General features: G+C 63.8%; 29 protein-coding genes. 19 read left to right on the top strand and 10 right to left on the bottom strand.

Features of this window, described 5'->3' with window-relative positions:
* Positions 1-96: 96 nt before the first annotated feature.
* From C3F42_RS17025 to dprA, 3 genes are all read right to left on the bottom strand, one after another.
* Positions 97-408 carry a hypothetical protein gene (locus C3F42_RS17025; RefSeq protein ID WP_104444671.1) on the bottom strand — a complete coding sequence of 104 codons (312 nt, stop codon included), beginning with the start codon at positions 406-408 and terminating at the stop codon, positions 97-99.
* A 346-nt stretch (positions 409-754) separates the two neighbouring features.
* Positions 755-1,312 carry an L-threonylcarbamoyladenylate synthase gene (locus tag C3F42_RS17030; protein ID WP_038707096.1) on the bottom strand — a complete coding sequence of 186 codons (558 nt, stop codon included), beginning with the start codon at positions 1,310-1,312 and terminating at the stop codon, positions 755-757.
* Between the two features lie 38 nt (positions 1,313-1,350).
* Positions 1,351-2,448, bottom strand: a complete 1,098-nt coding sequence (gene dprA, locus C3F42_RS17035; protein WP_094010816.1) for a DNA-processing protein DprA — start codon at positions 2,446-2,448, stop codon at positions 1,351-1,353.
* Positions 2,449-2,657: 209 nt separating this feature from the next.
* On the opposite strand from dprA, the gene def reads away from it, so the two are divergent.
* The 6 genes from def to C3F42_RS17065 all read left to right on the top strand — a co-directional run bounded on the left by def (position 2,658) and on the right by C3F42_RS17065 (position 7,600).
* Complete coding sequence (gene def, locus C3F42_RS17040) at positions 2,658-3,164, top strand: peptide deformylase (RefSeq protein WP_038707094.1); 507 nt, start codon at positions 2,658-2,660, stop codon at positions 3,162-3,164.
* Between the two features lie 62 nt (positions 3,165-3,226).
* Positions 3,227-4,159, top strand: coding sequence for a methionyl-tRNA formyltransferase (gene fmt, locus C3F42_RS17045; RefSeq protein WP_038707093.1), 933 nt, complete (start codon positions 3,227-3,229; stop codon positions 4,157-4,159).
* Complete coding sequence (rsmB, locus tag C3F42_RS17050; RefSeq protein ID WP_094010817.1) at positions 4,156-5,463, top strand: 16S rRNA (cytosine(967)-C(5))-methyltransferase RsmB; 1,308 nt, start codon at positions 4,156-4,158, stop codon at positions 5,461-5,463. Before fmt ends, rsmB begins: the two co-directional genes overlap by 4 nt.
* A gap of 24 nt (positions 5,464-5,487) precedes the next feature.
* Complete coding sequence (trkA, locus tag C3F42_RS17055; protein ID WP_023629849.1) at positions 5,488-6,861, top strand: Trk system potassium transporter TrkA; 1,374 nt, start codon at positions 5,488-5,490, stop codon at positions 6,859-6,861.
* Between the two features lie 11 nt (positions 6,862-6,872).
* The gene (locus C3F42_RS17060) at positions 6,873-7,181 is read left to right on the top strand and encodes a tetratricopeptide repeat protein (RefSeq protein WP_023629850.1); all 309 of its coding nucleotides are present in this window, start codon (positions 6,873-6,875) and stop codon (positions 7,179-7,181) included.
* 200 nt (positions 7,182-7,381) lie between these two features.
* On the top strand, positions 7,382-7,600 hold the full coding sequence (locus tag C3F42_RS17065) for a co-regulatory protein PtrA N-terminal domain-containing protein (protein WP_004574529.1): 219 nt from the start codon (positions 7,382-7,384) through the stop codon (positions 7,598-7,600).
* Positions 7,601-7,752: 152 nt separating this feature from the next.
* Here C3F42_RS17065 and merR read toward each other — a convergent pair whose 3' ends face one another.
* Positions 7,753-8,172 carry an Hg(II)-responsive transcriptional regulator gene (gene merR / locus C3F42_RS17070; protein WP_004574528.1) on the bottom strand — a complete coding sequence of 140 codons (420 nt, stop codon included), beginning with the start codon at positions 8,170-8,172 and terminating at the stop codon, positions 7,753-7,755.
* A gap of 71 nt (positions 8,173-8,243) precedes the next feature.
* Between merR and merT the strand changes: the two genes are divergently transcribed.
* The 8 genes from merT (at position 8,244) to C3F42_RS17110 (ending at position 12,389) form a co-directional block, all read left to right on the top strand.
* Positions 8,244-8,594, top strand: a complete 351-nt coding sequence (gene merT, locus C3F42_RS17075; protein WP_004574527.1) for a mercuric ion transporter MerT — start codon at positions 8,244-8,246, stop codon at positions 8,592-8,594.
* Positions 8,595-8,607: 13 nt separating this feature from the next.
* On the top strand, positions 8,608-8,886 hold the full coding sequence (gene merP / locus C3F42_RS17080; protein ID WP_004574526.1) for a mercury resistance system periplasmic binding protein MerP: 279 nt from the start codon (positions 8,608-8,610) through the stop codon (positions 8,884-8,886).
* A gap of 12 nt (positions 8,887-8,898) precedes the next feature.
* Entirely contained in the window at positions 8,899-9,330 is a 432-nt protein-coding gene (merC, locus tag C3F42_RS17085; RefSeq protein WP_004574525.1) for an organomercurial transporter MerC, read from the top strand.
* Between the two features lie 12 nt (positions 9,331-9,342).
* Positions 9,343-11,025 carry a mercury(II) reductase gene (merA, locus tag C3F42_RS17090; RefSeq protein ID WP_004574524.1) on the top strand — a complete coding sequence of 561 codons (1,683 nt, stop codon included), beginning with the start codon at positions 9,343-9,345 and terminating at the stop codon, positions 11,023-11,025.
* 20 nt (positions 11,026-11,045) lie between these two features.
* A complete protein-coding gene (locus C3F42_RS17095; protein ID WP_004574523.1) occupies positions 11,046-11,462 on the top strand; it encodes a hypothetical protein in 417 nt (138 codons plus the stop codon).
* Positions 11,462-11,824: a mercuric resistance transcriptional repressor MerD gene (gene merD, locus C3F42_RS17100; protein WP_004574522.1), complete on the top strand. Its 363-nt coding sequence runs from the start codon at positions 11,462-11,464 to the stop codon at positions 11,822-11,824. Before C3F42_RS17095 ends, merD begins: the two co-directional genes overlap by 1 nt.
* Positions 11,817-12,053, top strand: a complete 237-nt coding sequence (gene merE / locus C3F42_RS17105) for a broad-spectrum mercury transporter MerE (protein WP_004574521.1) — start codon at positions 11,817-11,819, stop codon at positions 12,051-12,053. Before merD ends, merE begins: the two co-directional genes overlap by 8 nt.
* A gap of 123 nt (positions 12,054-12,176) precedes the next feature.
* A complete protein-coding gene (locus C3F42_RS17110; protein WP_004574520.1) occupies positions 12,177-12,389 on the top strand; it encodes a DUF3330 domain-containing protein in 213 nt (70 codons plus the stop codon).
* A gap of 137 nt (positions 12,390-12,526) precedes the next feature.
* Here the strand turns inward: C3F42_RS17110 and C3F42_RS17115 are convergent, their stop codons facing one another.
* From C3F42_RS17115 to C3F42_RS17125, 3 genes are read right to left on the bottom strand one after another with little or no spacing between them, the layout of a single operon-like run.
* Positions 12,527-15,523 (bottom strand): Tn3 family transposase, encoded by a 2,997-nt coding sequence (locus C3F42_RS17115; protein WP_004574519.1) that lies wholly within the window; start codon positions 15,521-15,523, stop codon positions 12,527-12,529.
* A gap of 3 nt (positions 15,524-15,526) precedes the next feature.
* Positions 15,527-15,937 carry a putative toxin-antitoxin system toxin component, PIN family gene (locus C3F42_RS17120; protein ID WP_004574518.1) on the bottom strand — a complete coding sequence of 137 codons (411 nt, stop codon included), beginning with the start codon at positions 15,935-15,937 and terminating at the stop codon, positions 15,527-15,529.
* Entirely contained in the window at positions 15,937-16,176 is a 240-nt protein-coding gene (locus tag C3F42_RS17125; protein ID WP_004574517.1) for a ribbon-helix-helix domain-containing protein, read from the bottom strand. Before C3F42_RS17125 ends, C3F42_RS17120 begins: the two co-directional genes overlap by 1 nt.
* A 201-nt stretch (positions 16,177-16,377) precedes the next feature.
* Here C3F42_RS17125 and C3F42_RS17130 point away from each other — a divergent pair, with 201 nt between their 5' ends.
* Positions 16,378-17,304: a recombinase family protein gene (locus tag C3F42_RS17130; RefSeq protein ID WP_004574516.1), complete on the top strand. Its 927-nt coding sequence runs from the start codon at positions 16,378-16,380 to the stop codon at positions 17,302-17,304.
* Between the two features lie 39 nt (positions 17,305-17,343).
* Here C3F42_RS17130 and C3F42_RS17135 read toward each other — a convergent pair whose 3' ends face one another.
* Together C3F42_RS17135 and C3F42_RS17140 are read right to left on the bottom strand one after the other, a co-directional pair.
* The gene (locus C3F42_RS17135) at positions 17,344-18,228 is read right to left on the bottom strand and encodes a lysophospholipid acyltransferase (protein ID WP_104444672.1); all 885 of its coding nucleotides are present in this window, start codon (positions 18,226-18,228) and stop codon (positions 17,344-17,346) included.
* A 41-nt stretch (positions 18,229-18,269) separates the two neighbouring features.
* Positions 18,270-18,821 (bottom strand): DNA-3-methyladenine glycosylase I, encoded by a 552-nt coding sequence (locus C3F42_RS17140; RefSeq protein ID WP_038707091.1) that lies wholly within the window; start codon positions 18,819-18,821, stop codon positions 18,270-18,272.
* 83 nt (positions 18,822-18,904) lie between these two features.
* Between C3F42_RS17140 and glyQ the strand changes: the two genes are divergently transcribed.
* From glyQ to C3F42_RS17160, 4 genes are all read left to right on the top strand, one after another.
* Complete coding sequence (gene glyQ, locus C3F42_RS17145) at positions 18,905-19,852, top strand: glycine--tRNA ligase subunit alpha (protein ID WP_023629852.1); 948 nt, start codon at positions 18,905-18,907, stop codon at positions 19,850-19,852.
* Positions 19,849-21,900, top strand: a complete 2,052-nt coding sequence (gene glyS / locus C3F42_RS17150) for a glycine--tRNA ligase subunit beta (protein WP_094010818.1) — start codon at positions 19,849-19,851, stop codon at positions 21,898-21,900. Before glyQ ends, glyS begins: the two co-directional genes overlap by 4 nt.
* Positions 21,901-21,904: 4 nt before the next feature.
* Positions 21,905-22,432, top strand: a complete 528-nt coding sequence (gmhB, locus tag C3F42_RS17155) for a D-glycero-beta-D-manno-heptose 1,7-bisphosphate 7-phosphatase (RefSeq protein ID WP_038707089.1) — start codon at positions 21,905-21,907, stop codon at positions 22,430-22,432.
* A gap of 65 nt (positions 22,433-22,497) precedes the next feature.
* Positions 22,498-23,268 (top strand): 1-acyl-sn-glycerol-3-phosphate acyltransferase, encoded by a 771-nt coding sequence (locus tag C3F42_RS17160; protein WP_094010819.1) that lies wholly within the window; start codon positions 22,498-22,500, stop codon positions 23,266-23,268.
* Between the two features lie 272 nt (positions 23,269-23,540).
* Here C3F42_RS17160 and C3F42_RS17165 read toward each other — a convergent pair whose 3' ends face one another.
* Positions 23,541-25,160, bottom strand: a complete 1,620-nt coding sequence (locus C3F42_RS17165; protein WP_094010820.1) for an MFS transporter — start codon at positions 25,158-25,160, stop codon at positions 23,541-23,543.
* Positions 25,161-25,203: the final 43 nt, after the last annotated feature.

Here is a 25,203-nt window from a genome sequence, read left to right on the forward strand (position 1 = left end):
GGCCCTATCGCGGGCAAGTCGCAGCGGCGCACCGCCGCTCCCACGCCGGACTCTGATCATGGAGTGGGAGCGGGCTTGCCCCGCGATTGCGTCATCTCAACCGGTGGATTTCTTGACCGCTGGCGCCGACTCGAGGCCATCGAGCATCGCCTCCACCAACCCCTCCGCCATTTCCAGCGAATGTAGGCTCGACCAGTACATGCCTCGCCCCTCATCGCGCAGGTGGTCGAGTGCCTTGATGCCGGTGTCGTAGGCGCAGCGCAGATAGAGCGCGACGTGCACCAGGGCGTCATGGGCTTCGATGTTGGGGTTTACGGTGAAAAGCGGCGGATGGCCAGCATCGCAGCGGCCGAAGGGGTGGGTGGAGGTGTTGGGGAGGGGTGGATCGGGGACGATCTTTTTCATCATGAGATCTCGCATCTAGACCGGCACGCATCCGTTACCACACGGATGGGTGGCAGCTGCATACGGGGTGGTAAACCGGGAGAGATCTCAAAACCCGGCAGGCACGAGGCCTCCCGCATGCAGCCACCATAGACTGCCAAGATCTCTCCCTGCTCGGGTTACCACACCCGATCGCCAAGTTATTCGGCGACGGTCTGGAGCCTAGAGGCAAGAGTTCCCACTGAGAAGGTAATGGCAGTCGACAGGCAGCGTAGGATAATTCTCTGCATTCGAGATGGGCAGCCTTGGGATCAAAATCAGAAAATGCTGAAGCCAGCTCCCACAAAGGTTACTCACAGGGCTTGAGTCTTCACCCCGGGCGCACAACCTCACCGGTCGCCAGGTCCCGAATCAGGCTTGGATTCTTCCGCCCACCCAACGCCCCACCCAGCACCATGTCCAACTGCTTGTGGAAATACTGTTCCACCCGCAACCGGCTCTTGGCCGCCGGGCGCCCGGCCGGGTTGCAGGACGTGGAAATCAACGGGCCCACCAGCGCGCACAGCTCACGCACCTGTGGGTGATCGCTGACCCGCAATGCCACGCTGTCATGCTGCCCGGTCACCCACTCGGGCAGCAGGTCCTGGTGCGGCACCAGCCAAGTGTTCGGCCCCGGCCAGGTGGCGGCCATGCGGTCGATCCAGTCCTGGGGGAAGTCTTCGAACAGGAAGTCGAACTGGTGGATGCTGTCGGCGACCAGGATCAGGCCTTTATCCACAGGCCGCGACTTGAGCGCCAGCAGGCGATACACCGCGTCCTCGTTCCACGGGTCGCAGCCCAGGCCCCAGACCGCTTCCGTTGGATAGGCGATCACCGCACCCGCCTTCACCTCACGCGCGGCTTGTTGCACACGCCAACTGCTCACCATTTCCGTCTCTCCGCATAAACGCCGTGTGCGCAGTGTACTTAGCCGGAACGGGCAAACCAACGCCCGGCTTCATTGCTGACCCGGCCCTCGAGCTCCAGCTCGGTGAGGCTGGCCAATACCTGGGCCAAAGGCTGACCGCTGCTGTGCGCCAGGCCCTCGCTGGTGTGGGGTGCGGCGTGGAGCAAGGCGAGCAGGGGATGGTCGGCTTTGCCCATAGGCGCGCCCGGCAGGTTCTGCCAACCGCGCAGGCTGTCGAGGATCTGTTCCACGCTTTCCACCAACAGCGCACCGTCGCGAATCAGTTGGTGGCAGCCCTTGGCGCCGGGGTGGTGGATCGAACCCGGAATGGCATACACCTCGCGCCCTTGCTCCGCGGCAAGGCGCGCGGTGATCAATGAGCCGCTGGCGATGCTCGCCTCGACCACCAGCACGCCGAGCGACAGCCCGCTGATGATGCGGTTGCGCCTGGGGAAGTTACCGGCCAGCGGCCCGGCATCCAGCGGGTACTCGGAGACCAGCGCGCTGCCACTGTCGAGCATCGCCCGGGCAAGGTCACGGTGGCGCTGTGGATAAAGTTTTTGCAACCCCGTGCCGAGCACTCCAATGGTCTGCCCTCCGGCTTTCAGCGCGGCCCGATGAGCGGCACCGTCAACGCCCAGCGCCAGCCCGCTGGTGATGGTGAACCCGGCTTGCGCCAGGCAGCGCGAAAACGCAGCCGCAGTATCCAGCGCCGGTGGTGAAGCACGCCTGCTACCCACAATCGCCAGCTGCGGATGCTCCAGCAAAGCGGGGTCACCGGCGACGAACAGCAGGGGTGGCGGGTCGTCGATTTCACTCAGCAATGCGGGGTAGCCAGGCCCGTCCCACATCAGCAAATGCTGGCCAGGGCGCTCTATCCAGGCCATTTCAGCCAATGCGCCGTCGCGCACTTCAGGGCTGCGACGGGCATCGATACTGGCGGCTGGCAACCCCAGCGCACGCCAGGCACTGGCCGGCGCACTGAGTGCCGATGAGGCATTGCCAAAGGCTTCGATCAGGGTAAGAAAGCGGCGCAGGCCGATGTCGGGGAGGCGATGCAGACGCAGCCGCGCCTCCAGTTCGGCAGGCGAGCAAGGCGAAGAACGGAGTGTGCTCATGGGTGATCCTCCTCGATCGACAGGGGGCCATCGGCGTGGCACAGCCTGTGGATAACTTTGTGGGTAATACTTTGAAAAGCTGTCCATTAAATGGCAGCTATCAAGCCCATAAAGACCCTAGCCGAGCTTTCACAGGTGCCTTGTCCACCGTTTCCCTTTATTATGTGTGCTCAGTTTTCAACCGACCGCACAGTGACTGCCTGACCGCCATGGCCATTTTGAACATTCTCGAATTTCCCGATCCGCGCCTGCGTACCATTGCCAAACCGGTAACGGTGTTTGACGACGCCTTGCGCCAGCTGATCGACGACATGTTCGAAACCATGTACGAGGCCCCGGGCATCGGCCTGGCGGCCACCCAGGTCAACGTGCACCAGCAAGTCGTGGTGATGGACCTGAGCGAAGATCGCAGCGAGCCGCGCGTCTTCATCAACCCCAGCGTCGAAGAGCTGACCCACGACATGGGCCAGTACCAGGAAGGCTGCCTGTCGGTGCCGGGCTTCTACGAAAACGTCGACCGCCCACTGCGCGTCCGGGTCAAGGCTCAGGACCGCGACGGCAAGCCGTACGAGCTGGAATGCGAGGGCCTGCTGGCGGTGTGCGTGCAGCACGAGTTCGATCACCTCAACGGCAAGCTGTTCGTCGACTACCTGTCGCAGCTCAAACGTGACCGGATCAAGAAGAAGCTGGAAAAGCAGCACCGCCAGCAAGCCTGATCCCCACCTTCCAGAAGGCTTGCTCCGGCAAGCCTTTTTCTTTTTCAAGAAGCGAGAACTCCATGCGCATCGTCTTCGCAGGCACCCCAGAGTTTGCCGCCGAACACCTCAAGGCTTTGCTCGACAGCCCGTACGAGATCGTGGCCGTCTACACCCAGCCCGACCGCCCGGCCGGGCGTGGCCAGAAGCTCATGCCAAGCGCGGTCAAGGCGCTGGCCGTGGCCCATGACATCCCGGTGTACCAGCCGCAGACCCTGCGCAACGCCGACGCCCAGGCCGAACTCGCCGCACTGAAGCCGGACCTGATGGTGGTGGTCGCCTACGGCCTGATCCTGCCGCAAGCTGTGCTGGATATCCCACGCCTGGGCTGCATCAACAGCCACGCCTCGCTGCTGCCGCGCTGGCGTGGTGCGGCGCCGATCCAGCGCGCCGTTGAAGCCGGTGACGCCGAGAGCGGTGTGACCGTGATGCGCATGGAAGCAGGTCTGGACACCGGCCCGATGCTGCTCAAGGTGGTCACCCCGATCAGCGCCGAGGACACCGGCGGTACCCTGCACGACCGCCTCGCCGCCATGGGCCCGGGCGCCGTGGTGCAGGCCATCGCCGGCTTGGCCGATGGCAGCCTGCAAGGTGAAGTGCAGGACGATGCCCTGGCCACCTACGCCCACAAGCTGAACAAGGACGAAGCGCGCATCGACTGGAGCCGCCCGGCCGTGGAGCTTGAGCGCCTGATCCGCGCCTTCAACCCCTGGCCGGTGTGCCACAGCACCCTGGACGGCGAAAGCGTGAAGGTGCTGGCCGCCAACTTGTCCACAGCCCAGGGCGCCCCCGGCGAAATCCTGTCGGCCAGCAAAGATGGCCTGGTGGTCGCCTGCGGTGACCAGGCCCTGAGCCTGACCCGCCTGCAACTGCCGGGTGGCAAGGCCCTCAACTTCGCCGACCTGTTCAACAGCCGCCGCGAGAAATTCGCCAGTGGCAAGGTGCTCGGCCAATGAATCCACGCCTGGCTGCCGCCCGTGCCTTGGCCGCTGTACTCAGCGGCAAGGCTTCGCTGAACAGCTCGCTGCCAGCGCAACTGGACAAGGTCGATGAGCGCGACCGTGGCCTGACCCAGGACCTGGCCTTCGGCACCGCCCGCTGGCAGCCGCGCCTGGACCTGCTGGCCGCGCAACTGCTGCAGAAGCCGTTCAAGGCTGCCGACGCCGATGTGCAGGCGCTGCTGCTGGTCGGCCTGTATCAACTGTTCTACACCCGCATCCCAGCCCACGCCGCCATCGGCGAAACCGTCGGCTGTGCCGACAAGCTGAAGAAGCCGTGGGCCAAGGCCCTGCTCAATGCCGTGCTGCGCCGCGCCCAGCGCGAAGGCGAGGCACTGCTGGCCGGCATGGAGCGCGATCCGGTAGTGCGCACCGCCCATCCGCGCTGGCTGCAAAAGGCGCTCAAGGCCTTCTGGCCGGAGCAGTGGGAAGCCATCTGCGCCGCCAACAACGCCCACCCGCCGATGATCCTGCGCATCAACCGCCGCCACCACGGCCGCGACGCTTACCTCGCGCTGCTGGCCGAGGCCGGTATCGGCGCCAGCGCCTGCCAGTACAGCCGTGACGGCATCGTCCTGGCCGAGGCTTGCGACGTGCGCGGCCTGCCAGGCTTCGCCGACGGCTGGGTGAGCGTGCAGGACGAAGCCGCGCAGCTGTCCGCCGACCTGCTGGAACTGGCCCCCGGCCAGCGCGTGCTCGACGCCTGCTGCGCCCCGGGCGGCAAGACCTGCCACCTGCTTGAAGCCGAACCGGGCTTGGCGCACATGGTCGCCATCGACCTCGAGGCCAAGCGCCTGACGCGCGTGCGCGAGAACCTCGACCGCCTCAAGCTCGATGCCGAGCTGATCGCCTGCGACGCCCGCGACACCGCCAGCTGGTGGGACGGCAAGCCCTTCCAGCGCATCCTGCTCGACGCCCCCTGCTCGGCCACTGGGGTGATCCGCCGCCACCCGGACATCAAGCTGACCCGCCAGGCCGACGACATCCCGGCCCTGGCCGCGCTGCAAGGCGAGCTGCTCGACGCCCTGTGGCCGACCCTGGAAGTGGGCGGCATGCTGCTGTACGCCACCTGCTCGAGCCTGCCGACCGAGAACACCGAAGTGATCGACGCCTTCCTCGCCCGCACCCCCGGTGCCCGCGAGCTGGACCTGGCCACCGAGGCCGGTCTGCGCCAGCCCCACGGGCGCCAGCTACTGGCCCAGGAAGGCGGCCACGACGGCTTCTACTATGCCAAGCTGATCAAGATCGCCGCCTCGCGGTAAGCACAAGAACGTAGGGAGTAGTGGATGAAGATCATCATCCTCGGCGCAGGGCAGGTGGGCGGCACGCTGGCGGAACACCTGGCCAGCGAAGCCAATGACATCACCGTGGTCGATACCGATGGCGAGCGCCTGCGCGACCTCGGCGACCGCCTCGACATCCGCACCGTGCAAGGCCGCGCCTCGCTGCCGACGGTGTTGCGCCAGGCCGGCGCCGACGATGCCGACATGCTGGTGGCGGTGACCAACAGCGACGAGACCAACATGGTCGCCTGCCAGGTGGCGTACTCGCTGTTCCACACCCCGACCAAGATCGCCCGGGTGCGCGAGTCGGCCTATCTGACTCGCGAAGAACTGTTCGACAACGACCATATTCCGGTGGATGTGCTGATCAGCCCCGAGCAGGTGGTGACCAACTACATCAAGCGCCTGATCGAACACCCCGGCTCCCTGCAGGTGATCGACTTCGCCGAGGGCAAGGCCCAGCTGGTGGCGGTCCGCGCTTACTACGGCGGGCCGCTGGTCGGCCAGCAACTGCGCCAGATCCGCGCCCACATGCCCAACGTCGACACCCGCGTGGCGGCCATCTTCCGGCGCGACCGGCCGATCACCCCACAGGGTGACACGGTGATCGAAGCTGACGACGAGGTGTTCTTCATCGCAGCGAAAAAGGACATCCGCGCGGTGATGGGCGAACTGCGCCGTATCGACGAGAGCAACAAGCGCGTGGTCATCGCCGGTGGCGGGCAGATCGGCGAGCGCCTGGCCGAGGCCATCGAGAGCCGCTACCAGGTGAAGATCATCGAGATGAACCCGGCCCGTTGCCGCCAGCTCTCCGATACCCTGGAAAGCACCGTGGTGCTGCAGGGCAGCGCATCGGACAAGGACCTGATGCTCGAAGAGAACATCGCCGACGCCGACATCTTCCTGGCCCTGACCAACGACGACGAGGCCAACATCATGGCGTCGCTGCTGGCCAAGCGCCTGGGCGCGCGCAAGGTGATGACCATCATCAACAACCCGGCCTATGTCGACTTGGTGCAGGGTGGCGACATCGACATCGCCATCAGCCCGCAATTGGCCACCATCGGTACCCTGCTGGCCCACGTGCGCCGTGGCGATATCGTCAGCGTGCATTCGCTGCGCCGCGGCGCGGCCGAGGCCATCGAAGCCGTGGCCCATGGCGATTCGAAGTCGAGCAAGGTGGTCGGCAAGGCCATCGAGGACATCAACCTGCCGCCAGGCACCACCATCGGCGCAATCATCCGCGAGGACGAAGTGATGATTGCCCACGACGACACGGTGATCGAGTCGGGCGACCATGTGATCCTGTTCGTTGTGGATAAAAAGCATATTCGGGACGTGGAGAAGCTGTTCCACGTGGGCTTGAGTTTCTTCTAGGAGGGAAGGGCATGCGTGAATCGCTGGAGAAGATGCTGGCCAAGGGTGTGGATAACCCGCTGCTGCGCTTTGGCTTGGGCAAGGCCTGGCTGGACGAGGGCAATGGCGCTGAGGCGGCGGTGCACCTGGCCAGCTGCGTGAAGCAGGACCCCAAGTATTCGGCGGCATGGAAGCTGCTGGGCAAGGCGTATCAGCTCAGCGGAGATCTGGCTGGCGCGCGCAAGGCCTGGGAAGAGGGGATCGAGGCGGCGCAGGCCCATGGGGACAAGCAGGCCGAGAAAGAGATGACGGTGTTCCTGAAAAAGTTGAACAAGGTCTGAGAATGCCGGGGCTGCTTTGCAGCCCCCAAAAATCTCAGTACCAGGGGTTTGGGGAGCAACGGAACAGAAAGTGCACTTAAGCCCTGCCATTTCCTCTCAGCGCCATAATCCAGGACCTTCATCTCCATCTCTCCTTGATTCCGTACTTAACTACGGAGATAGAGTCGGCTCGTGGGTAGAAAACCCGAGAGGAGGCTGTTATGAAATACCTAAGACTACTGCTGATAGTTGGTGCGACTCTGCTGTCATCCACCGTATGGGCCGAGAGCGGGAGCGACCGTTCAATCGAGCGAATCGCCGCTATGCGCGACAAGGCTGAGGCGGCCTTGGTGGCGGAAACCGCCAAGAAGATTGAGCAACTGGGGGCCACGGCGGCTGGCCGGGTCGAGGCGCAGCCCGGCTGTCCGCCTGCAAAGTAGAACATGAGCTGCTGATGCAGTACTAACCTGTGGCCTATGCAAGTGCTCCTTTGGCCATTCAGCGGCGCTCAATGAGCGCCGCTGTTTTGCCAAGCGCAAGCCGACCCCGGAGGTGCCTCACGCATCGGGAAATCCTCGGTTAACGCGCGGAGTCAGCGCAGTTCCTTTTCCCCCTGCAGCGAAACGATCAGCGGACAGGAAACCGTCCCGTGGCTCGCACAACAATCGTGAACCAGCCGCGCCAACACCGACTCGATCCGCCGCAGATCCGCGAGTTTCCCCCGCACATCCTCGAGCTTCTGCTCGGCGAGCACGCGCGCTTCGTCGCAGTGAGCGCCGTCATCCAATCGCAACAGCCCGGCCACCTCATCGAGGCTGAAGCCCAGTCGTTGCGCGGATTTGACGAATTTCACCCGGGCCACGTCCGCCTCGCCGTAGCGGCGAATGCTGCCGTAGGGCTTGTCCGGTTCGGGCAACAGCCCCTTGCGTTGATAGAACCGGATGGTTTCCACGTTGACCCCGGCCGCCTTGGCGAAGGCGCCGATGGTCAGGCTTTCCACAGTGTTTTCCATACTGCTTGACTCCGTACTTGACTACGGAAGTAACCTTAAACCATCGCTCACATGCTCGAAAGGAGAAATGCATGTCTGAACCATCAAACGGGCGCGCCCCTCTTGTCGCCGGGGGGCTTGCGGCGATTCTCGCCTCGACTTGCTGTCTTGGGCCGCTGGTTCTGATCGCACTGGGATTCAGCGGGGCCTGGATCGGCAACCTGACCGTGCTGGAACCTTACCGCCCGCTCTTCATCGGTGCGGCGTTAGTCGCGCTGTTCTTCGCCTGGCGACGCATTTTCCGCCCGGCTCAAGTCTGCAAACCGGGTGAGGTCTGCGCCGTGCCCCAGGTACGCACCACCTACAAGCTGCTGTTCGGGCTGGTAACGGCCTTGGTGCTGGTCGCGCTCGGCTTCCCCTACATCCTTCCCTTGTTCTACTGATCAGGAGTCCGCCATGAAAAAACTGCTTGCATCCTTCGCCCTCGCCACCCTAGTCGCCGCACCTGCCTGGGCGGCCACGCAGACCGTCACTCTGGCGGTGCCGGGCATGACCTGCGCCGCTTGCCCGATCACGGTGAAGAAGGCGCTGACCAAGGTCGAGGGCGTGACCAAGGCCGAGGTGAGCTATGAGAACCGCGAGGCCATCGTCACCTTCGATGATGCCAAGACCAATGTCCAGGCGCTGACTAAGGCGACCGAGGACGCCGGCTACCCGTCCAGCGTCAAGCAGTAGGCGGGCATTCCGATGGCAAACCCTTTCAATTTGTTCACGCGGATCGGTGACAAAGCCGGGTCCGTTGGCGTGCTGATTTCTGCCATAGGCTGTGCCTCGTGTTTCCCCGCCCTTGCCGGTCTGGGGGCGGCGATCGGTCTGGGCTTTCTGAGCCAGTGGGAAGGCCTGTTCATCACCACGCTGCTGCCGTTATTTGCCGGGCTGGCCCTGCTCGTCAATGCCCTCGGCGGGTTCAGTCACCGGCAGTGGCGACGCGCTGCGCCTGGCCTGATCGGCCCGGCCCTGGTGCTGATAGCGGTGTATTTGATGCTGGCTCACGGCTGGCGGAGCGGCTGGCTGCTCTATATCGGCCTGGCCCTCATGTTTGGGGTGTCCATCTGGGATCTCGTGTCGCCCGCCCACCGCCGTTGCTCCCCGACGTCCTGTCCGACTCCGCCAAAATGAAGGAATAACACTATGACCAAACTACAAATCGTCGGCATGACCTGCGCCTCCTGTGTCGAGCATGTGAAAGAGGCCTTGGAGAAGATCCCCGGCGTGCATCGGGCGGATGTTTCCTACGCCAGCGGGAAGGCCGAACTGAAGGTCGACGAGGGCGTAAGCCGTGAACAGATGCAGGCCGCCGTCGAGGCCCTGGGGTATCGAGCGGCGTTCGAAGACGCCACGGCACCTACCCGCTCAGGCCTGCTCGACAAGGCGCGGGGCTGGTTGAGCGGCAGCATTGGCGCCGGGAAAGATGGCGACAGGCTCCACGTGGCGGTCATCGGCAGCGGTGGCGCCGCCATGGCGGCCGCGCTCAAGGCGGTGGAAGGCGGTGCGCGCGTCACCCTGATCGAGCGCGGCATCATCGGCGGCACCTGCGTCAACGTTGGCTGCGTGCCCTCCAAGATCATGATTCGCGCCGCGCATGTGGCCCATCTGCGGCGCGAGAGCCCGTTCGACGCCGGACTGTCCACCACGAGCCTGACCGTCCTGCGCGAGCGGTTGCTCGCCCAGCAACAGGGTCGTGTCGACGAACTGCGCCACGCCAAGTACGAAGGCATTCTGGAGAGCACGCCGGCGATCACCCTGGTACGCGGCACCGCCCGTTTCCAGGACGGCCGCACGCTCAGCGTGGAACTGGCCGAGGGCGGCGAGCGCATCGTCGCCTTCGACCGCTGCCTGATCGCCACCGGCGCGAGCCCGGCCGTTCTACCGATTCCCGGACTCAAGGACACCCCGTACTGGACCTCGGACGAGGCGCTGGCGAGCGACACCATTCCTAAGCGGCTCGCCGTGATCGGCTCCTCGGTGGTGGCGGTGGAACTGGCGCAGGCCTTTGCCCGGCTGGGCAGCAAGGTCACGGTCCTGGCACGCAGCACGTTGTTCTTCCGCGAAGATCCGGCCATCGGTGAAGCGCTGACGGCAGCCTTCCGTATGGAGGGCATCGAAGTGCTGGAACACACGCAAGCCAGCCAGGTGTCCCACGTCGACGGCGAGTTCATCCTGAGCACCAATCATGGCGAGCTGCATGCCGACCGACTACTCGTCGCCACCGGCCGCACGCCCAACACCCAAGGCATGAATCTGCAAGGCGCCGGCGTGAAGCTGGACGAACGCGGTGCCATCCAGATCGACTCGGGCATGCGCACCAGTGCCCCGGATATCTATGCGGCCGGCGACTGTACCGACCAGCCGCAGTTCGTCTACGTGGCGGCGGCCGCAGGCACCCGTGCGGCGCTCAACATGACCGGCGGCGAGGCGAAGCTCAATCTCGACGCCATGCCGGCCGTGGTGTTCACCGATCCGCAGGTGGCCACCGTGGGCTACAGCGAAGCGGAGGCGCACCACGCCGGCATCGAGACCGACAGCCGCACCTTGACCCTGGATAACGTGCCACGCGCACTGGCCAACTTCGACACGCGGGGTTTCATCAAGCTGGTCATCGAGGAAGGTAGCGGACGGCTCATCGGCGTGCAGGCGGTGGCCCCGGAGGCGGGCGAACTGATCCAGACCGCCGCCATCGCCATCCGGGCGCGGATGACGGTGCAGGAACTGGCCGACCAGTTGTTCCCCTACCTGACGATGGTCGAGGGGCTGAAGCTCGCGGCGCAAACCTTCGCCAAGGACGTCAAGCAGCTGTCCTGCTGCGCCGGGTAATGAGCGCGCGAGGTTGAAGCATGAACGACACGGCAAGCGATCTCGGCAGTCGCGACAGCCTGCGCAAGACCTGGCAGGTAATCAGCTTATGGGGGCTGCCTGCCGTCGTGGCGACCATAGCGCTTGTTCTGGCGGATCGACGCCCTGCGTTGTTCCTGGCAGCGAGCGCCGCGCTACTCGTGATGGGCGGCGCCTGCCTGGTCAACGCCGCGCGCTGTCGCCGCCTTCACTGCTACATCACCGGGCCGTATTTCCTGATGCTCGCGCTGGGTGCGCTGCTGGCTTATGGGTTTGCCCCAAACGGCGAGTATCACTCCCGGCTGTGGTTGCTCCTGGCACTAGGGGTTACGCCATTGCTCATCTGGCTACCTGAACGCCTAGCCGGAAGGAAATATCTGAGCGCCCTAGTTTGCGGGGAAGACCGGGAGTGTCGGTGATGAATGCCTACACCATATCCAGACTGGCCGAGGACGCGGGCGTCAGCGTGCATGTGGTGCGCGACTATGTGCTGCGTGGCTTGCTGCACCCCGCGCGGCGCACGGAGAGCGGTTACGGCATTTTCGATGAGCGGTCCCTGGCGCGTCTGCGCTTCGTGCGCGCCGCCTTCGAGTCTGGTATCGGGCTCGACGAATTGGCACGGCTCTGCCGGGCGCTCGATGCGGACGATGGCGCCGACTTGATCGGCTGCGTCGAGTGCCTGCTCCGGCTAGTCACGGCACGGCAGGCGGCCTTAGCCGCAGTGGCAACCCAGCTGGCCGGGCTGACTCATTGCGCCGGCGAAGGTTCTGCCTATGCGTAACGCCGATCACGTTGAGTCAAGCAAGGTCTTCCGCTGGCGTGCTTACACCTGGGGCGTGCTCGCCGCGCTCACCTGCCCTTGCCATCTGCCGGTGCTGGCATTGCTGCTTTCGGGGACAGCGGCCGGCGCGTTCGTCAGCGAGCAGTGGAGCCTCGCGACGCTCGTGCTGGCGGTTTTCTTCATCCTCTTCCTGCGAGCGGCATTGCAGGCCTTTCGGAAGCGACCGTGACCCGCTCGGAGCACGGCGCGACCACCACTGCCGAGTTGGGCAGGGAGGCTGCAGGTCGATCGGCGCTCAGTCACGGGGGGAAAGCGTTGCTAGGTTTTCTTGGACGATGGAGGAACCCCCATCATGAACACAAACAACACCTCCACCATCAGCTGCTGCGAATGCTGCAAGGACATTCCCCTTGACGCCGCACTGACGCCGGAAGGTTCCGAGTATGTCGTGCACTTCTGTGGCCTGGAGTGCTATCAGCGTTTCATGTCGCGAGCAGATAAGAGGGCGGCATCCGAGCCTGATCACCCCTGCACACAAAAGGTCAGTACCCGTCAGGACGGCTAATTCGCGCTGCACCGGAAAAGTGGCTCTTGCTGGTCGCAGAAAGCGTGAGCCCGAGGACTCCGTCAGTCGCAATCCGTCTGAGCTGGAAGTGGCATCGAGTGCGGTGCCCGGCCGATTTCGAACCCAGGCCGTTACACCTACTGGTCGTCGTCCGGATTGCGCAGCGGCCGCAGTTCGCCGCGGGTAACCTCTTCCGGCACCGCGAAGGAGTAACGGCCCAGCATGTTGATGTGCTCGTGGATCAGTGGCGAGAGCCGCGCGACATCCTCCTCCAGCACCGGGTAGCCGTGCTGCCTGAGCCGTTCTACGGCCGCCGTCATGTAGAGGGTGTTCCACAGCACGATGATGTTCACCACCAGGCCGAGGGCGCCGAGCTGGTCCTCCTGGCCTTCGCGGTAGCGCTGGCGCAGCTCGCCGCGTTTGCCGTGGAACACGGCGCGGGCCAGGCTGTGGCGGCCTTCGCCCCGGTTCAGCTGGGTCAGGGTGGCGCGGCGCTTGGACTCGTCGTCGATGTAGGTCAGGGTGTGCAAGGTCTTCTCGATGCGACCGAACTCAGCCAGCGCCTGGGCCAGGCGGGTGGGACGATCCCCTGTTTGCAGGGTGCGCATGATGCCGGTGGCCGGCACTCGGCCGAGCTTGAGCGAGCCGGCCAGGCGTAGCAGGTCGTCCCAGTGCTCGGCGATCAGATCGAGCTTGACCGACTGCCGGGCCAGGCCGTTGAGTTTGCCGTAATCCGCCTCCGGGCGCGTGCGCCAGAAACGGGTACCGCCGACGTCGGCCAGGCGCGGGCTGAAGTGGTAGCCGAGCAGGCGGAACAGCCCAAACACCACATCGCTGTAGGCCCCGGTGTCGGTCATGATCTGCGTCGGCTGCAACTCGGTCTGCTGTTCCAGCACCACGGCCAGCAGCACCAGGCTGTCGCGCAGGGTGCCGGGCACGGTGATGGCGTTGAGGCCGGAGAACTGATCGGAAATCAAGTTGTACCAGGTGACGCCCCGGCCGGTGCCGAAATACTTCGGGTTGGGGCCAGCATGCACGGTGCGCACCGGTACCACGAAGCGCATGCCATCGGCGGAGGCGACCTCGCCGCCGCCCCAGACCTGGGCCAGCTCCAGTTGGCTCTGCGCCCCCACCAGAATGGCGTTTGCCACTGACAGCGTGTCGTCACGGATATAGTTCTGGCTGACCCAGGACAGCCGGTCGCGGCGTAGCGCCTGATTGTCGGTGCGGATCAGCGGCTCCAGGCCGGTGTTGCAGGCCCCACCCAGCAGCACCGCGCAGAGGCTGGTGACCAGGTTGTCGGCCCGCGCATTGCGCTCGGACACATGGGTGAAGGCCTCGGCGAAGCCGGTGCGAGCGGCGATTTCCAAGAGGATTTCCGGCAGATCGACACGCGGCATCAGATCAGCCACGGCTGCTCGCAGTTGCAGCAGCGAGTTCGGCTCCTCCAGCTTGTCCAGTGTGCCGAGCGAGAGCTCGGTCTTGCCCTCGGCGTTCTCGCTCAGCTGGATCGCGGGGTTGTCGGGTAGGCGGGCCGCGACCGCCTGCCAGGTCGCATCCAACTCGGCGCTCAGCGCATCCAAGGTGGTGCCGGCGTCAATGGTCAGGCCCAGCGAGCGGCAGATGATCGGCCGCGCCGCCAGCCATTCGGCACCGTCGAGCAGGCCGAGACGCGGGTCGGCATAGCGCCAACTGGGCGAGACGAACACGTCGCGCCGGCGCAGGGCCGTGCGCAGCGCATCGAGCGTGCAGAACACATAGGCGCCCATGTCGAGGGAGCCATCCTCGCGGGTAATGTGCTTCTGCCAAGCCTTGGCCACGATCTCCTGCGGCGCGTCATCCTCCGGTTTCCGGCGGGGCAGGTTCAGCTGCAACCAATCCAGGCCGGCGACCACGCCTTTGCCGGCCGGGCTGAAGCCGAAGCGGATGTGCTTGAGCAGGTCGGGCAGGAAACGGCGCACACTGCGGTAGCGCGCCTCCAGGGCGAGAAAATACACATCGTCAACCGGGCGGATCAGCGCATTGACATCTTCCAGGGCTTTCTCCAGCGAGGCCCTCGGCAGGTCGTTGAACAGCCGGGCGCGCACGTTGTCATCGCTGATTGAGCTGTCCAGCACGACCTTGCACGCGGCGGCGAGCGTCGCCGCCGAGCGATCCAGGTCTTTCAGGCTGCGCATGCGGGCTTTCTTGTCGGCCTTCTCCGCGTTGCTGAACAGGTCGCGTAACAGCGCTTCCAGGACCTCCAGGGCGTCGTCGTGCGCGGTGGCCTCCAGGCACAGGGCGAACGCCACCAGTGTCGCCATCCGCCGCGACGCCGGCAGCCGGTTGATCGCCGTGACCTTGGCGGTGTTGGCGAAGCGAGCCAGGGCCGCGATACGGCTGGGCGGGATGTGCGCCGCCGCTGGCAAGGCGATGCCGATGCCGCGCACGTCATCAAGCCGGCGCAGCGCCCGAATCAGTGCGGGGCCACTGACCATCACCGGGCCGGAGCGCAGTTGATCCAGCCGGGAACTGCGGTTGCCTTCGGCGACCAGCAGCAAGTCCTGTAGCTGCTGCCGTTGCGCCTCGCTCACACTGCGGCCAAGGGTTAGCCAGAGGCGTTCTTCGACCCGGCTGCGCAGTTGGGCGATGAACCGTTCCAGAACGGTGACGCCGGGCAGTAAAACCTTGTGCGTCAGCAACCAGGTCGTCGCCCGATTGAACAACTCGCCAGGACGATCTGTCCCTGTCCAACAGAGCGCATACAGCCAGCGGGCAAGTCGAAAGCCGACGCTGGAATCAGCAAACACCCGATAGCCGTAACGCTCCTGAATCTCGGCGGCATGACGTTGACGTTGGCGGGTTTCGGCATAGGCCAGGATACAAGTTGGATCGGTAATGCCTAACTGGCGACTGAGCGCTTGCAGCACCTCTTGGGGGACGGCTGAAAAGTCGTCGGGAAAAGTGCCCAGGTAGCGGATGCTGGTCAGTTGGGTGGCGTAGCCAAGGCGGTTGTGCTCGCCGCGCAGCGGTAGGAGGATTTTGTGGTCGTCGTCGCTCAGGTGGAAGTAGCGTTCCAGCTCCTCACGACTGGGGGCATCGACATAGCGGCCAAAACCGTCGCGTTGCTCCTGGGTCAGAAAACCGACCGGCATCGATCACAGCACCTCGGCGCAGAACACGGCGGGCGTGACAATCCGCGTGCGTTCGATGTGCCCGCGTTGCAGCAGGCCGGCGCGGCGATCACCGGTCACCAGGTAGTCCGCATCGCCTGCCAGGGCCATGGCCAGCAGAAACGAGTCATCCGGATCATCGGCTTCGACCTCGATGGTCAGACGCTCCAGTACCACAGCCCGTTGCAGGTTATTGATCATGGCTCCCACTTTGGCGGGCTGAAGGATGGCCTGGAGCTTGGGGTAGCGGCTGGCTCGGCGGATTTCATCGAGCTGCATCCGCGAGGTCACTACCTCGAAACGCGCCGCCCGCCAGGCACGGTAGATCGCATCGGGCGCGCCATGCGGCGAGATCAGTGCGCTGAACAGGATGTTGGTATCCAACACGACCCGCATCAGCGCTTACGTGCCCAGTCGAGCGCTTCGTCAACCGCTTCGGTCAGCTCTGCCTCGCTCAGATGGGCATTAGCGGCCTTGGCCTGTTCGGCCGTCAGTTCCAGGATGTGGGCCCGCACCGCCTCTTCAATGAAGCGCGACAGGTCGCCTTTCCGGCCACCGCCCTGGCTGGCCAGAAACATCCGAAGCGACTGGTCGGTGTCGGCCGAGACGGCGACATTCCAGCGAATCGTATTCATGGCGTTCCCCGCTAGTAGGTGTTTGTGTGTTTATACGCCAATCACAAAGGGCTATGCAATGGTTCAAAAAAACCTTCGTTTTGCCGAACTTTAAGTGGACAGGAATCGGCTGGTTAACCTACCTGCGCTACGGTTCAAATAACTGGTACGCTTAATCAAAGTTCAACTATTACTAACGTAGTCGAGTAAACGGTACTTTTGATGAAGATCGGTTATGCGCGGGTGAGCACTCGGGATCAGAACGCCGACCTCCAGGTCGATGCCCTGAAACAGGCCGGGTGCGAACGCATCTATCAAGACATCGCCAGCGGCGCGAAAAGCGCCCGGCCGGAGTTGGACAAGTTGCTAGCCCATGTTCGAGCGGGCGACACCGTGGTGATCTGGAAGCTGGATCGCCTCGGGCGCTCCCTCAAACACCTGGTCGAGCTGGTCGGCGAGCTGGCAGAGCGCAAGGTCGGCTTGCAGAGCCTGAATGACCCAATCGACACCACCCACGCCCAAGGTCGCTTGGTGTTCAACCTGTTTGCCTCGCTGGCCGAGTTCGAGCGCGAGCTGATCCGCGAGCGGACTCAGGCGGGTTTGTCGGCCGCGCGGGCGCGGGGCCGGATCGGTGGCCGTCCCAAGGGCCTCCCAGCCAAGGCCGAGGCCACCTCCATGGCGGCCGAGACGCTGTACCGCGAGGGCCGCCTGAGCGTCAGCGCCATCGGCGAGAAGTTACACATCTCCAAGAGCACGCTGTACAGCTACCTGCGCCATCGTGGTGTTGAGATCGGCGCACACCAGAAGAGCGCCCAGCCGCGAGGTCAGCAACGCAATGTCGCGTCGCCGGCAGAGCCCGCCGCCGAGCAGGTGGCCACCGTCACGCTGCGCCTGGCGGTGGTGAACAACAGCAAGTTCGTTCGCGGCCGGAAACGGGCCAAGGAAAATATCGAGCGCTACTGCTTGGAGCCCTACAGTATGAAACGGCTGGAGTCGGGCAACTACGAACTGGCCATTCCGTATCGGAGCGACGATGAGCTGGACAAGACCGTGCATGACTTGCTGACCGAGATCAGCCAGGAAGCCGACATGCGCAACTGCTTTATCGAAGCCGATGCCTGGGAAGAAGGCTCTGAACGGCGCTGGTAGGGCTTAAGTGCACTTTCTGTTCCATTGCTCCCCAAACCCCTACCAGCGCGCCTCACCCGCCGGGCGCTTCTTGAAGCGCTTCATGCTCCACATGTACTGGCTCGGGTACTCGCGCACGTAACGCTCGACCACCTTGCTCATGGCTGCCGCCGATTCATTCACATCGGTGCTGTACATGGCCTCTGGCGCCGCTTCCAGGAATACCTTGAAGCCTGAACCATCCGGCAGGCGCAGCGCATGCAGGAACACCCCGACAGCCTTGCCACCGGCGAGCATGTTCGGGACGAACTTGCTGGTCAGCGCCTGGGTACCCAGGAACGGCACGAACACCCCGGCCGACTCGGCCGGCTCCGGGTCGGCGGGAATCCCCACCTGGCCACCCCGGCGCACTTCCTTGATCACGCTGAGAATGCCTTCCTTGGTCGAAGGCGCCACGCGGTTGCCCATCTGCACCCGCTGCTCACGCAGCAGGTCATCCACCGCCTTCAACTTCGGCGGGCGATAGAAGATGATCGGTTTGCACTGGTTGCAATAGAAGTGGTTGAGCACCTCCCAGTTGCCCAGGTGGCTGGTGATGCCGACCACGCCCTTGCCCGAGGCCAGGGCCTGCTCCAGCACTTCCAGGCCGTGCACTTCCTTGACCAGGTCGAGCGAGCGCTGCGGCGGCCAGATCCAGGCGCAGGCGCTTTCGACGAACGACTTGCCGATGTCCTTGAGCGCGCGACCGACCAATTGCTCACGCTCGGCCGGGTCCATCTCCGGGAAGCATTTGGCCAGGTTGATGCGCACGACATTGCGCGAGCCGTTGGGGATTTTCCACATCAGCCAGCCGATACCGGCGCCGACGCGCTGCACGGCGCCCCAGGGCAGCTTGGCAAACAGGCGCAGCACCCCGACCATCAGGGCGCCCTTGAACTTTTCCACAGGCGAATTCCTTATTTCAGCAAGGCGCGCATTGTACCCCGTCAGCGCACCAGCGCGGCGTAGCGATCGCAGTCGGTGGTGTGGTCCATGACCATGCCGGTGGCCTGCATGAAGGCGTAGCAGATGGTCGGCCCGACGAAAGTGAAGCCAGCCTTCTGCAAGGCCTTGCTCATCGCCTTAGCCTCGTCGGTGACCGCCGGCACGTCGCCACGGCCCTGGAAATGGTTGATCTTCGGCGCGCCGCCGACGAACGACCATAGCCACTCGGCGGGGTTATCCACAGCCAGCCAGGCTTGGGCATTGCGGCGCACGGCCTTGAGCTTGAGGCGGTTGCGGATGATGCCAGCATCCAGCATAAGCTCCTCGATGCGTTCATCGCTGAGCTGCGACAGTTTCAGCGGATCGAAGCCGTCCAGCACCTCGCGATAGCGCTCGCGCTTCTTCAATACCGTGATCCACGACAACCCCGCCTGGAACCCTTCGAGCAAAAGCATCTCGAAGAGCAACGCCGGGTCGCGCTGCGGCGTTCCCCACTCGTGGTCGTGATAGGCCTGATACAACGGATCGTCGGAACACCAAAAGCAGCGTGGCATAAGGCTCCAATAACGTAGAGGGCGAGGCGAATCGGGTATACTCCCGCTCTTTACATCCGCATCCCCAGATACAGGTGAATTTCGTGAGCCAGCCTACGCCAGCCGTGCGTACCTTCCAAGACCTGATCCTCGCCCTGCAGAACTACTGGGCAGCTCAAGGTTGTGTGGTGCTTCAGCCCTACGATATGGAAGTAGGCGCCGGCACTTTCCACACCGCTACCTTCCTGCGTGCCGTGGGCCCGGAGACCTGGAACGCCGCCTATGTGCAGCCCAGCCGTCGCCCAGCCGACGGGCGGTATGGCGAAAACCCCAACCGCCTGCAGCACTACTATCAGTTCCAGGTGGTGCTCAAGCCAAACCCGGCGAACTTCCAGGAGCTGTACCTCGGCTCGCTGAAGGCCATCGGCATCGACCCGCTGGTTCACGACATTCGCTTCGTCGAAGACAACTGGGAATCGCCAACCCTCGGCGCCTGGGGCCTTGGCTGGGAAATCTGGCTGAACGGCATGGAGGTGACTCAGTTCACCTACTTCCAGCAAGTCGGCGGTATCGAGTGCTACCCGGTCACTGGTGAAATCACCTACGGCCTGGAGCGCCTGGCCATGTACATCCAGGGCGTGGACTCGGTCTACGACCTGGTATGGGCCGACGGCCCGTTCGGCAAGGTTACCTATGGCGACGTGTTCCACCAGAACGAGGTGGAGCAGTCGACCTACAACTTCGAGCACGCCAACGTCGAGAAGCTGTTCGAACTGTTCGACTTCTACGAAAGCGAAGCTAACCGTCTGATCAAGCTGGACCTGCCGCTGCCCACCTACGAAATGGTCCTGAAGGCCTCACACACCTTCAACCTGCTGGACGCCCGCCGCGCCATCTCGGTGACCGAGCGCCAGCGCTACATCCTGCGCGTACGTACCCTGGCCCGGGACGTAGCGCAAAGCTATCTGCAAGCTCGCGCACGCCTGGGCTTCCCGATGGCCACCCCTGAACTGCGTGACGAAGTGTTGGCTAAGCTGGAGGCTGCACAATGAGTGCTCAAGATTTCCTGGTTGAACTGGGCACCGAAGAGCTGCCACCCAAGGCCCTCGCCACGCTGGGCGACGCTTTCCTCGCCGGCATCGAGAAAGGCCTGCAGGCCGCCGGCCTGAACTACACCGGCAAGCAGGTCTACGCCGCGCCGCGCCGCCTGGCCGTGCTGATCCGCCAGCTGGATGTGCAGCAGCCAGACCGCAGCATCAACATCGACGGCCCGCCCGTGCAGGCTGCCTTCAAAGACGGCGAACCTACCCAGGCCGCCCTGGGCTTCGCCAAGAAGTGCGGCGTCGAGCTGTCGGACATCGACCAGAGCGGCCCGAAGCTGCGCTTCTCCCAGCACATTCCGGGCAAGGCCACTACCAGCCTGCTGCCAACCATCGTCGAGGATTCGCTCAACGACCTGCCGATCCCCAAGCGCATGCACTGGGGCGCCAGCCGTGAAGAGTTCGTGCGCCCGACCCAGTGGCTGGTGATGTTGCTCGGCGATCAGGTCGTCGACTGCACCATCCTGGCCCAGAAAGCCGGCCGTGAATCCCGTGGCCACCGCTTCCACCACCCGGAAAACGTACTCATCACCACCCCGGCAAACTACGTCGAGGACCTGCGCAAGGCCCACGTGCTGGCTGACTTTGCCGAGCGTCGCGAGCTGATCAGCAAGCGCACCGCAGAGCTGGCCATGCAGCAGGAAGGCACGGCCATCGTGCCGCCGGCGCTGCTGGACGAAGTAACCGCCCTGGTCGAGTGGCCGGTGCCGCTGGTGTGCTCGTTCGAGGAGCGTTTCCTCGAGGTGCCGCAGGAAGCGCTGATCACCACCATGCAGGACAACCAGAAGTACTTCTGCCTGCTGGACAGCGAAGGCAAGCTGCTGCCGCGCTTCATCACCGTGGCCAACGTCGAGAGCCGTGATCCCAAGCAGATCGTGCAGGGCAACGAGAAGGTCGTGCGCCCGCGCCTGACCGACGCCGAGTTCTTCTTCAAGCAGGACAAGAAGCAGCCCCTGGAAAGCTTCAACGAACGCCTGAAGAACGTGGTGTTCCAGGCTCAGCTGGGGACCGTGTTCGAAAAGGCCGAGCGCGTCTCCAAGCTGGCCGCCTTCATTGCCCCGTACATCGGTGGCAGCGCCGCCAATGCTGGTCGTGCCGGTCTGCTGTCGAAGTGCGACCTGGCCTCGGAAATGGTCGGCGAATTCCCTGAAATGCAGGGTATTGCCGGCTACTACTACGCCCTCAACGACGGCGAGCCGCAAGACGTCGCCCTGGCGCTGAACGAGCAGTACATGCCGCGCGGCGCTGGCGCCGAGCTGCCGCAGACCCTCACCGGTGCCGCCGTGGCCATTGCCGACAAGCTAGACACCCTGGTCGGCATCTTCGGCATCGGCATGCTGCCCACCGGCAGCAAGGACCCATACGCCCTGCGCCGTGCTGCCCTGGGCGTGCTGCGTATCCTGATCGAGAAGCAGCTGGATCTGGACCTGAATGTCGCGGTCGAGTTCGCGGTCAAGCAGTTCGGTGCCAACGTCAAGGCCGCCGGCCTGTCCGAGCAGGTGCTGGAGTTCGTCTTCGACCGCCTGCGCGCGCGCTACGAGGATGAAGGCATCGACGTCTCCACCTACCTGGCGGTGCGTGCCCTGAAGCCCGGCTCGGCGCTGGACTTCGACCAACGCGTACAGGCCGTGCAGGCCTTCCGCAAGCTGCCGGAAGCCGACGCGCTGGCTGCAGCGAACAAGCGCGTGTCGAACCTGCTGGGCAAGGCCGAAGGCGCCATCGCCGATCAGGTCGAACCCAAGTACTTCGACAACGCCAACGAGTTCTCCCTGTACTCGGCCATCCAGCAGGCCGACCAGGCTGTGCAACCGATGGCCGCGGCGCGTCAGTACAGCGAAGCCCTGGCCCGTCTGGCCGCCCTGCGTGACCCGGTCGACGCCTTCTTCGAGGCGGTGATGGTCAACGCCGAGGACGCCAAGGTACGCGCCAACCGTTATGCCCTGCTCAGCCGCCTGCGCGGTCTGTTCCTGGGCGTGGCCGATATCTCGCTGCTGGGGTAAGTCGTTGAAACTGCTGATTCTTGATCGAGACGGAGTGATCAACCACGACTCCGACGCCTACATCAAGTCGCTGGAGGAGTGGATCCCCATTCCCGGCTCGATCGAGGCCATCGCGCAGTTGAGCAAGGCGGGCTGGACGGTGGCCGTGGCCACCAACCAGTCCGGCATCGCCCGCGGCTACTACCCGCTGCAAACCCTCGAGGCCATGCATGCGCGCCTGCGCGCGCTGGTGGCCGAGCAGGGCGGCGAGGTCGGCCTGATCGTGCATTGCCCGCACGGCCCGGACGAGGGCTGCGAATGCCGCAAGCCCAAGCCCGGCATGCTGCGGACCATTGCCGAGCATTACCAGGTGTCCCTGGCCGGCGTGTGGTTCGTCGGTGACAGCAAAGGTGACCTGGAGGCGGCCCTGGCCGTCGATGCACAACCCGTGTTGGTAAAAACCGGCAAGGGCGAGAGGACCCTGGAAAAAGGCGTCCCGCAAACTACACTGATTTTCGACGATCTGGCGGCTATCGCCAGAGAACTTATTTAAATGAGTGCGCCAGAAACGGCGCACTTTTCATTAGGCGGGCACGCCCCGCAACGGTACATGCCACTATGTCGATCCTGCAGGCGATCAGAATCTTTCTTTTTTACCTGCTGTTGGGCACCAGTTCACTGCTGTGGTGCTCGCTGAGCTTCTTCGTCGCGCCCTTCCTGCCGTTCCCCAAGCGCTACAAGTTCATCAACGTGTACTGGTGCCGCTGTGCGTTGTTCCTGGCCCGCACGATCCTGCGCATCGACTACAAGATCACCGGTGCCGAGAACGTACCGAAAGTACCTTGCGTGATCCTGTCGAACCACCAGAGCACCTGGGAAACCTTCCTGCTCTCCGCGTATTTCTCGCCGCTTAGCCAGGTGCTCAAGCGCGAACTGCTGTACGTGCCGTTCTTCGGCTGGGCCATGGCCATGCTGCGGCCGATCGCCATCGATCGCAAGAATCCCAAGGAAGCGCTGCGCCAGGTCGCTAGCCAGGGCGACGAGCTGCTCAAGCAAGGCACCTGGGTGCTGATCTTCCCCGAAGGCACCCGCGTGCCTCATGGCCAGATCGGCAAGTTCTCCCGTGGCGGTACCGCCCTGGCGGTCAACGCCGGCCTGCCGGTACTGCCGATTGCCCACAACGCCGGCAAGTTTTGGCCGCGAGAAGGCTGGGGCAAACGCCCGGGCACCATCGAGGTGGTGATCGGTGAACCAATGTATGCCGTGGGCACTGGCCCACGCGCCATCGCCGAGCTGAACGACCGCGCCCAGGCCTGGAACGAAGCGACCCAGCGAGCCATGGGTTCGCTGCCGCCGCTGGCGGAAAACCCGGAGCAGCAGCCAGCCTGACGATCTGTGGATAACTTGTTAGCAAGTTTTGCATGGATGATCGATAAAGCATGCTAAGTGATTGAATTGGCTGTTTATTTCCATGTATGACGTTTTTGCGAAAATCGTGCATAAGTTTTTTCGCGCTATAAAAAAACCGGCTTTTACGCCGGTTTTTTTGCTCGTTTGATGGTGGCATAGCGAGTACGTGTGATCGGGCTTGCCCCGCGATGGATGGCACAGGCTGCGCCGGTATCGCGGGACAAGCCCGCACGCAGTGTCATCTGTACTGCCTAGACCTTATCGATATCAACGTCCTTGGTCTCTTTCAGGCAGAAGATCCCTACCACCAGGCTCACCCCGGTGATCAGCACCGGATACCACAGCCCATAGAAGATATCCCCGGTATACACCACCAACGCGAACGATACCGTTGGCAGGAAGCCACCGAACCAGCCGTTACCGATATGGTAGGGCAGGGACATCGAGGTATAGCGGATCCGCGTCGGGAACAGCTCGACCATGACCGCCGCCAGTGGCCCGTAAGTCATGGTGGCGATCAGGATCATGGCAACGATCAGCACTACCACCATCACCTGGTTCACATGCGCCGGGTCGGCCTTGGCCGGATAGCCAGCCGCTTCGATGGCGCTGCGCATGGCCGCCTCGTCGAAACCGTTGATGGTCTTGTCACCGATGCTCACCTGCACTTCGCTGCCGGCAGCCTCGACCGAGCTGTAGGGCAGGCCCTGTTTGACCAGGAAGGTCTTTACCTTGTCGCAAGGGCTGTCGAAACGGGCCTTGCCCACCGGGTCGAACTGGAAGGTGCAGCCTTGCGGGTTGGCACTGACGACAATGGGCGCTTCCCGGCTGGCGGCGTCGATCTGCGGGTTGGCGTAATGGCTCAGCGCCTTGAATATCGGGAAGTAGCACACGGTGGCCAGCAACAGCCCAACCATGAGGATTGGCTTGCGCCCGATACGGTCCGACAGCCAACCGAAGAACACGAAGAACGGCGCGCCGATCACCACGCTGATGATCAACAGGGTATTGGCCTGGGCCGGGTCCATCTTGAGCATCTGGGTCATGAAGAACAGCACATAGAACTGTGCGGTGTAGAAGGTCACCGCTTGTCCGGCGTTGATGCTGAACAGCGCGGTCAGGACCACCTTGAGGTTTGGCCAGGAGGTGAACGATTCGCGGATCGGCGACTTGCTGGTCTTGCCCTGGGCTTTCATTTTCACGAATGCCGGCGACTCATGCATGCTCATGCGGATCCAGGTGGAGATCGCCAGCAGGACGATCGACAGCAGGAACGGCAGGCGCCAGCCCCAGGTCTCGAACTCATCGCCACTGATATAGCGACTGGCCAGGACCACGATCAACGACAACAGCAGGCCGAGCGTAGCGGTGGACTGGATGAAGCCGGTATGGAAACCGCGCTTGCCGGACGGAGCGTGTTCGGCCACATAAGTGGCCGCACCGCCGTATTCGCCGCCCAATGCCAGTCCCTGGAGCATGCGCAGTATGACGAGGATAATCGGCGCGGCGATACCGATGCTGGCATAGGTGGGCAGCAGACCGACGGCGAAGGTCGAGAGGCCCATCAGTACGATGGTCACCAGGAAGGTGTACTTGCGCCCGATCATGTCCCCCAGACGGCCGAACACCAAGGCGCCGAACGGGCGCACCAGGAAACCGGCGGCGAAGGCCATCAAGGCGAAGATGAACGCGGTGGTGTCGTTGACCCCTGCAAAGAACTGCTTGCTGATCACCGCCGCCAAGGCGCCATAGAGAAAGAAGTCATACCACTCGAACACTGTCCCGAGGGATGACGCGAAAATGATCTTGCGTTCCTCACGGCGGCTCGGGCTGCTCGCCACCGCACCCTGTTCCTGGATGTAATCCGACATCGTTGCTGTCCTCGGCCCTTGGGGCCACAGTGATTATTCTTGT

The sequence above is a fragment of the Pseudomonas sp. PONIH3 genome, assembly GCF_002934345.1.
GTDB lineage: Bacteria > Pseudomonadota > Gammaproteobacteria > Pseudomonadales > Pseudomonadaceae > Aquipseudomonas > Aquipseudomonas soli.